At 67.8% G+C, this 6,273-nt stretch carries 5 protein-coding genes; all 5 read left to right on the top strand.

All coding sequences use genetic code 11. The features are described from left to right. Window positions 1–1,327: UDP-N-acetylmuramoylalanyl-D-glutamyl-2,6-diaminopimelate--D-alanyl-D-alanine ligase (locus tag DU475_RS22695; RefSeq protein ID WP_164633401.1), on the top strand; the 1,327-nt coding region annotated here is incomplete at its 5' end. 10 nt (window positions 1,328–1,337) lie between these two features. Next, a complete protein-coding gene (gene mraY, locus DU475_RS22690; RefSeq protein ID WP_013501578.1) occupies window positions 1,338–2,423 on the top strand; it encodes a phospho-N-acetylmuramoyl-pentapeptide-transferase in 1,086 nt (361 codons plus the stop codon). Window positions 2,424–2,574: 151 nt separating this feature from the next. Continuing rightward, entirely contained in the window at window positions 2,575–3,987 is a 1,413-nt protein-coding gene (gene murD, locus DU475_RS22685) for a UDP-N-acetylmuramoyl-L-alanine--D-glutamate ligase (protein WP_164633400.1), read from the top strand. 187 nt (window positions 3,988–4,174) lie between these two features. Continuing rightward, window positions 4,175–5,317: a putative lipid II flippase FtsW gene (gene ftsW, locus DU475_RS22680; RefSeq protein WP_013501580.1), complete on the top strand. Its 1,143-nt coding sequence runs from the start codon at window positions 4,175–4,177 to the stop codon at window positions 5,315–5,317. Window positions 5,318–5,321: 4 nt separating this feature from the next. Continuing rightward, a partial coding sequence (locus DU475_RS22675) for a UDP-N-acetylglucosamine--N-acetylmuramyl-(pentapeptide) pyrophosphoryl-undecaprenol N-acetylglucosamine transferase (RefSeq protein WP_164633399.1) occupies window positions 5,322–6,273 on the top strand: 952 nt, incomplete at its 3' end.

Here is a 6,273-nt window from a genome sequence, read left to right as displayed (position 1 = left end):
GGCGCCGGGTGACGCGTATTTCGCGATTCGCGGCGACGTCCACGATGGCCACGATTTCGTCGCTGCGGCACTGAATGCCGGCGCCGCGCTGGCAGTGGTGGAGAAGGCGCAGCGCGACAAGTTTGCTGCCGACGCGCCGCTGCTCGTCGTCGACGATGTACTCGAAGGGCTGCGCCGACTCGGCATCGCGGCGCGCTCGCGCCTGTCGGCCAAGGTGATTGCCGTGACCGGCTCGGTCGGCAAGACCTCGACCAAGGAAGGCCTGCGCGGTGTGCTCGGCGCCCAAGGCCCGACCCACGCTTCGGTGGCGTCGTTCAACAATCACTGGGGCGTGCCGCTGACGCTGGCGCGCTGTCCGGCGGGCGTGCGCTACGCGGTGTTCGAAATCGGCATGAATCACGCCGGCGAAATCGAACCTCTGGTCAAGATGGTGCGACCTCATGTGGCGATCATCACCACGGTGGAGCCGGTGCATCTGGAATTCTTCTCGGGCGTCGAAGGCATTGCCGACGCCAAGTCGGAGATTTTCAGCGGGCTCGAGCCGGGCGGCATCGCGCTGCTGAACCGCGACACGCCGATGTTCGATCGGCTCAGTGCCAATGCGCTGCGTGCCAATGTCGGCCGCATCGTCACCTTCGGAACCGATCCCGCCGCCGATGCGCGGTTGCTCGACGTCGCCTTGCATGCCGACTGCTCGGCGGTGCACGCCAGCATTCTCGGCCACGACGTCACTTACAAGATCGGCATGCCGGGCCGGCACATGGCGCTGAACTCGCTGGCGGTGCTGGCCGCGGCGGAGCTGGTCGGCGCCGACCTCGCGCTCGCCGCGCTGGCGATGTCGCAGGTGCAACCCGCCGTGGGGCGTGGGGCGCGCAAGGCGCTGCCGATCGGGTCCGGCGAGGCGACGCTGATCGACGAGAGCTACAACGCCAATCCGGCCTCGATGGCGGCGGCGCTGGGCGTGCTCGGCCGCGCCGAGATCGGGGCGCAGGGCCGGCGGATCGCGGTGCTCGGCGACATGCTCGAGCTCGGCCCGACCGCCGGGGAACTGCACCGCGGTCTGGAAGCGGCGGTCCGGGCCAACGGTATCGACCTGGTGTTCTGCTGTGGTCCGTTGATGCGCAATTTGTGGGACGCCCTTTCCTCCGGCAAACGGGGGGGCTATGCAGGCGACGCGACCGCGCTCGAATCCCAGGTCGTCGCTGCGATCCGCGCCGGCGACGCCGTGATGGTGAAGGGTTCGCTCGGTTCACGCATGAAAACGATTATCAATGCGATCGAAAAGCGCTTCCCCGGCAAGGCCGCGCGCGACGACGCTGCGGTATAAGGCGGCTTGAATGCTCTATTGGCTGATCGACCTGTCCAGCTCGTTTCCGGCGTTCAACGTCTTCCGCTACATCACCTTCCGCACCGGCGGCGCGATGGTGACCGGGGCGCTGTTCGTGTTCATGTTCGGCCCCTGGATCATCGACAATCTCAGGCTGCGGCAGGGCAAGGGGCAGCCGATCCGCACCGACGGCCCGCAATCGCACCTCGTTTCCAAGAAGGGCACGCCAACCATGGGCGGCCTGATGATCCTGTCCGGGCTGACGGTCGGCACCGTGCTGTGGGCCAATCCGCTCAATCCCTATGTCTGGATCGTGCTGGCGGTGACGCTCGGCTTCGGCTTCGTCGGCTTCTACGATGACTACATGAAAGTCACCAAGCAGACCCATGCCGGCATCTCCGGCCGCACCCGGCTGCTGATCGAGTTCACCATCGCCGGCGCGGCTTGCTTCGCCCTAGTGTGGCTCGGCCGCGCGCCGCTGTCGAGCTCGCTGGTGATTCCGTTCTTCAAGGAAGTGATGCTCAATCTCGGTTGGGCGTTCGTCGCGTTCGGTGCCTTCGTGGTGGTCGGCGCCGGCAATGCGGTGAATCTGACCGACGGCCTCGACGGCCTCGCGATCGTGCCGGTGATGATCGCCGCGGCGAGCTTCGGGCTGATCTCGTATCTGGCCGGCAACGCGGTTTTCGCCGAATATCTGCAGATCAACTACGTCGCCGGCACCGGCGAACTCGCGGTGCTGTGCGGGGCGTTGCTCGGCGCCGGGCTTGGCTTTCTGTGGTTCAACGCGCCGCCGGCCTCGATCTTCATGGGCGACACCGGCTCGCTGGCGCTCGGCGGCATGCTCGGCTCGATCGCGGTCGCGGTGAAGCACGAGATCGTGCTGGCGGTGATCGGCGGGCTGTTCGTACTGGAAGCGGTGTCGGTGATCGTGCAGGTCGCCTCGTTCAAGCTGACCGGCAAGCGCGTGTTCAAGATGGCGCCGATCCACCACCACTTTGAACAGAAGGGCTGGACCGAGCCGCAGATCGTAATCCGGTTCTGGATCATCGCCGTGATGCTGGCGCTCGCCGGCCTGTCGACGCTGAAGCTGCGGTGACGTTGTTAATGCGATCGAGTAGGCACAGCCTCATCCTGAGGAGCGGTCCGCAGGGCCGCGTCTCGAAGGATGTGCCAAATAATCATCCTTCGAGACGCGCGCTGGCGCGCGCTCCTCAGGATGAGGTCGTCCTTGTAGTCGGAGCGTCAGCATGATCCCCGTCACCTCCTTCGCCGGCGCCTCGGTCGCGGTGTTCGGGCTCGGCGGGTCGGGGCTGGCGAGCTGCCATGCGCTGAAGGCGGGCGGCGCCGAAGTGATCGCGTGCGACGACAATCTCGACCGCATGGTCGAGGCGGCGCAGGCCGGCTTCATCACCGCCGATCTGCGCAATCTGCCGTGGACCAATTTCTCCGCCCTGGTGCTGACGCCCGGCGTGCCGCTGACGCATCCGACGCCGCATTGGACCGTGCTGAAGGCGCAGGAGGCCGGCGTCGAAGTGATCGGCGACGTCGAACTGTTCTGCCGCGAGCGCAGGGCGCATGCGCCGCGTGCGCCGTTCGTCGCCATCACCGGTACCAACGGCAAATCGACCACGACCGCGCTGATCGCGCATCTGCTGCGCGAGGCCGGCTGGGATACCCAGCTCGGCGGCAATATCGGCACCGCGATCCTGTCGCTGGAGCCGCCGAAGGACGGCCGCGTCCACGTGATCGAGATGTCGTCGTATCAGATCGACCTGACGCCGTCGCTCGATCCCACCGTCGGCATCCTGCTCAACGTCACCGAGGATCGCATCGACCGCCACGGCACCATCGAGAACTACGCCGCGGTGAAGGAGCGGCTGGTGGCCGGCGTGCAGGACGGCGGCACCGCGATCATCGGCGTCGACGACGATTTCGGCCGCGCCGCCGCCGACCGGATCGAACGCGCCGGCAACCGCGTGGTGCGGATGTCGGTGCAGGGGCCGGTGACGTCCGGCATCACCGCCGATCTCGACGCAATTCGCCGCGTGGAAGAAGGCGCATCCGCCGAAGTCGCGAAGCTCGGCGGCATCGGCTCGCTGCGCGGGCTGCACAACGCGCAGAATGCTGCCGCCGCCGCGGCTGCGGTGCTGGCGCTCGGGGTATCGCCGGAGCAGTTGCAGCAGGGACTGCGCAGCTTCCCCGGTCTCGCCCATCGGATGGAGCAGGTCGGCCGCCAAGTCAGTGAGAACGGGACGACGCTGTTCGTCAACGACTCCAAGGCCACCAATGCCGATGCAGCCGCCAAGGCGCTGGCGTCGTTCGGCGAGATCTTCTGGATCGCCGGCGGCAAGCCGAAGACCGGCGGCATCGAGAGCCTGGCCGAGTATTTCCCGCGCATCCGCAAAGCCTACCTGATCGGCCAGGCCGCGCAGGAATTCGCCGCCACGCTGAAGGGCCGGGTGCCGTACGAGATCAGCGAGACGCTGGAAGCCGCGGTGCCGGCCGCCGCGCGCGATGCCGCGGCGTCGGGGCTGACCGAGCCGGTTGTGCTGCTGTCGCCGGCCTGTGCGTCGTTCGACCAGTTCCGCAATTTCGAGATCCGTGGCACCAGGTTTCGCGAGCTGGTGACGGCGCTGGATGGTGTTGCGGCGGTGGTGTGAAGCCCGCCCCAATCCGCCGCGTCATCGCCCGCGCAGGCGGGCGACCCAGCCGCCCTTCGCGGGGATGACGGCGGAGTGTGGGATGGGGATGGGGCCGCCATTCACATCTCAATTCCGCCCCAAAGCATTAACCCCGTGGCAACCACGTGGGCGCACCAATGGGCGATCTCTTTGCCCAGGATCGCCGATGATCTCCCGTGACCAACGCACCCCGTTCAGCGAATGGTGGTGGACCGTCGACCGCGTGCTGCTGGTGGCGCTGATCGCGCTGTTGCTGGCCGGCGTGATCCTGTCGCTGGCGGCGTCGCCGCCGGTCGCGACCCGGATCGGGCTCGATCCGTTCCACTTCTTCAACCGCCACGTCCTGTTCCTGGCGCCATCGTTGATCGTGCTGATCGGCGTGTCGTTCCTGTCGCCGCGGCAGATCCGGCGGACCGCCCTGGTGGTGTTCGCGCTGGCGATCGTGCTGATCGTGGTGACGTTGCTGTTCGGGCCGGAGGTGAAGGGGTCGCGGCGCTGGATCACGCTGCTCGGCGTCAACATTCAGGCCTCCGAGATCGCCAAGCCGTCGTTCGTGGTGCTCGCCGCCTGGTTGTTCTCGGAAGCGGCGCGGCGGCCGGAAATGCCGGCGACCTCGATGGCGATCGTGCTGCTGCTGACGCTGGTGTCGCTGTTGGTGCTGATGCCGGATTTCGGCCAGACGATGCTGGTGCTGATGGTGTGGGGCGCGCTGTTCTTCATCGCAGGGATGCGGGTGATCTGGGTGTTCGGGCTCGCCGGCGTCGCGGCCGGCGGGTTGTTCGCCGCCTATCTGTTCGTCCCGCACGTCGCCGGCCGCATCAAGCGGTTCATGAATCCCGCCTCCGGCGACACCTTCCAGGTCGACATGGCGAGCGAGGCCTTCAGCAACGGCGGCTGGTTCGGCCTCGGGCCCGGCGAAGGCATCGCCAAGCGCAACCTGCCGGACAGCCACACCGATTTCGTGTTCGCGGTGGCCGGCGAGGAATTCGGCATCGTGCTGTGTCTGGCGCTGCTGGCGCTGTTCGCCTTCATCGTGCTGCGGACGCTGTCGCGGGCCTATCGCAGCGAAGACCTGTTCTCGCGCTTCGCTGCGTCGGGACTGGCGATCCTGTTCGGCGTTCAGGCGTCGATCAATATGTCGGTGAACCTGCAACTGATCCCCGCCAAGGGCATGACGCTGCCGTTCATCTCCTACGGCGGCTCGTCGATGGTGTCGCTGGCCTACGGCGTCGGCATGATGCTGGCGTTGACAAGGCAGCGGCCCAAGACCGAGGTCAATGCGATCGAGGCGGCGGGAAGCTACGCGTGAGGCCATGACCGACGCCCCCCTGATCCTGCTCGCCGCCGGCGGCACCGGCGGCCACCTGTTTCCGGCCGAAGCGCTCGGCGCGGTGCTGATCCGGCGCGGCTACCGCGTCCGGCTGGTCACCGATCATCGCGCCACCCGCTACAGCGGGCTGTTCACCGCCGAGACCACCGATGTGGTGCCGAGCGAAACGGTGCGCGGCAGGACACCGTGGGCGCTGGCGAAGACCGCGCTGAAGCTCGGCTCCGGCGCGCTGCTGGCCTTCAATCTGATCGGGCGGCTGAAGCCGGCCGCGGTGGTCGGGTTCGGCGGCTATCCGACGCTGCCGCCGCTGCTCGCTGCGACCTGGCGCAAGGTGCCGACCCTGATCCACGAGCAGAACGCGGTGATGGGCCGAGCCAACCGCTTCCTGGCGCCGCGGGTCGACGCCATCGCCACCGGCTTTCCCGGCCACGAGACCGTCTGGCCGGCGCTGGCGTCCAAGATCAGTAATACCGGCAATCCAATCCGTCCTGCCGTCGCCGATGCCGCGACCGTCGCCTATGATCCGCCTGCCGCTGGCGGACCGCTGCGGGTGCTGGTGTTCGGCGGCAGCCAGGGCGCCCGGGTGATGGCCGACATCGTGCCGCCGGCGCTGGAGAAACTCGATCCGGCGCTGCTGGGCCGGCTGGTGCTGACCCAGCAGGTCCGCGACGAGGATATGGCCCGGGTCCGTGCGGTGTACGACCGACTGCAATTGACCTGCGAGCTGGCGCCGTTTTTCACCGATCTGCCGCAGCGGCTCGCCGCGAGCCAGCTCGTGGTGTCGCGCTCCGGCGCCGGCACCGTCGCCGAACTCGCCGCGATCGGCCGGCCCGGCATCCTGGTGCCACTGCCCGGCGCGCTCGATCAAGACCAGTTCGCCAATGCCGGCGTGCTGACCGCAGCCGGCGGCGCGCTCCGCATCGTTCCACCGGATT

It is taken from the genome of Rhodopseudomonas sp. WA056, from assembly GCF_010906995.1.
Taxonomy (GTDB): Bacteria; Pseudomonadota; Alphaproteobacteria; order Rhizobiales; family Xanthobacteraceae; genus Rhodopseudomonas; species Rhodopseudomonas palustris_G.
This window is presented reverse-complemented; position numbering and strand designations above follow the sequence as displayed.

Coding starts and splice junctions, on each gene's coding strand:
- mraY (WP_013501578.1), top strand. CDS start 1,338: ATGCTCTATTGGCTGATCGACCTGTCCAGCTCGTTTCCGGCGTTCAAC.
- murD (WP_164633400.1), top strand. CDS start 2,575: ATGATCCCCGTCACCTCCTTCGCCGGCGCCTCGGTCGCGGTGTTCGGG.
- ftsW (WP_013501580.1), top strand. CDS start 4,175: ATGATCTCCCGTGACCAACGCACCCCGTTCAGCGAATGGTGGTGGACC.